Below are 1571 nucleotides of genomic sequence, written 5' to 3'. Positions count from 1 at the left end.
GATCGCCCACTCGGTGCACCGCCGCGACCGGCAGTCCCGATGTCGCTGCGACGTCCTCGCAGCACCGCCGCAGGAAGGCTTCGGCATCGGGATGTGCCTGGTACTGCAGCGCGGTCACCGACTGCCCGCCGTCGTGGTTGCGGACGACGCCGGTGAAGACCACCACGGCACCGTGTTCGGCACCGGCCACCGCGGCGTCCACCACCGCGGGATCCAGTGGCTCCGACGAGATCCGGGCCAGTAGTTCACTCATGAGCGCCGCCTCCTGCGACTTGGGCCAACAGATGGTCGAGGATCGGGTCGAGAGCGGCGAGACCGTCCTTCACCCCGCCGGGCGAGCCGGGCAGGTTCACGACGACCGTGCGGCCCACGAGACCGGCGACCCCCCGTGAGAGGACCGCGTGCGGGGTGGCCGCGAGTCCGCGCTGCCGGATCGACTCCGCGATACCGGGCAGTTCGCGATCGAGCAGCGCGAGAGTCGCTTCGGGGGTGGCGTCGGTGGGCGAGGCTCCGGTACCACCGGTCGTGACGACGAGGGCCGGGCCCGGACGGACCGCGTCGGCGAGACCGGCGGCGATGTCGGCGTCCGCGTGGACGAGGGGGCCGCGGACAGCGAATCCCTTGTCCACGAGCCACGATCGGATGAGTGGTCCGGTGCGATCCTCGCGGGTGCCCGCGGCGACACCGGTCGATGCGACGACCACCGTGGCGGAGCGCCCCGACTGTTCCGGCAGTTGCTCTTCCGGCGCCGGCTGCCCGTCCCGGTCGGCAGCGTCGTCGCGGGTCCAGTGGCCGCGCTTGCCACCCTCCTTGGAGATCAATCGCACGCCGTCGAGAACGGCGGCCGGATCGACGGCTTTGACCATGTCGTGCAGGGTCAGGCCCGCGACGGCGACCGCGGTGAGTGCCTCCATCTCGACTCCGGTCGGGCCCTTGGTCTTCGCGGTGCCCTCGATCGTGATCGAGGTGTCGGTGAAACCGAACATCACCTTCACCGACGACAGCGCCAGCTGATGACACAGGGGGATGAGCTCCCAGGTGCGTTTCGCCGCGGCGATACCCGCGATGCGCGCCGTCGCCAGGACGTCGGCCTTGGGCATGTCGTCGGCCCGGACGAGCGCGATCACCTCCGGGGTGGTGACGAGTTCGCCTGCCGCCACGGCGATCCGTGTGGTGTCGGCCTTCGAGGAGACGTCCACCATGCGGGCACGTCCCTGGTCGTCCAGGTGGCTGAGATCGGTCACAGGATCCGTACTTTCACGAGGTCTCCGGCTTCGAGGGAGGTGGTGTCGGCGGGGATGTCGAGAAGCACGTCGGCGGCGGCGAGTCCGGCGACGAGATGCGACCCGTGCCCGCGGAAGGGGGTCACCCCGTTCTCGTCGAGCCGTCCCCGCAGGAACTGCCGGCGACCCGGGATCGACGTGAGATCGGTGGTGAGCGGTAGTTTCTCGCACACGACGGGCGGATAACCGGCGGCGGCCCGCAGTGCCGGTCGCGCGAACACCTCGAACGAGACGAGGGCGCTGACGGGATTGCCGGGGAAGGTCAGGATCGGGACACCGTCGACCACC

The 1571-nt window shown here is 70.5% G+C and carries 2 protein-coding genes and 1 pseudogene; all 3 read right to left on the bottom strand.

The window, feature by feature from the left end:
• A partial coding sequence (locus tag R1101_RS0123135) for a molybdenum cofactor biosynthesis protein MoaE (protein ID WP_016935567.1) occupies positions 1 to 253 on the bottom strand: 253 nt, incomplete at its 3' end.
• On the bottom strand, positions 246 to 1244 hold the full coding sequence (gene moaCB, locus R1101_RS0123130) for a bifunctional molybdenum cofactor biosynthesis protein MoaC/MoaB (RefSeq protein ID WP_016935566.1): 999 nt from the start codon (positions 1242 to 1244) through the stop codon (positions 246 to 248). The genes moaCB and R1101_RS0123135, both read right to left, overlap by 8 nt.
• Positions 1241 to 1571, bottom strand: a pseudogene (locus R1101_RS28355) (gephyrin-like molybdotransferase Glp); the annotation flags it as partial. The gene moaCB and the pseudogene R1101_RS28355, both read right to left, overlap by 4 nt.

Source organism: Rhodococcus sp. R1101 (assembly GCF_000278445.1).
Taxonomy (GTDB): Bacteria; Actinomycetota; Actinomycetes; order Mycobacteriales; family Mycobacteriaceae; genus Rhodococcus; species Rhodococcus gordoniae.
Note: the sequence above shows the minus strand (reverse complement) of the source record. Positions and strands in the feature narration are given on the sequence as shown.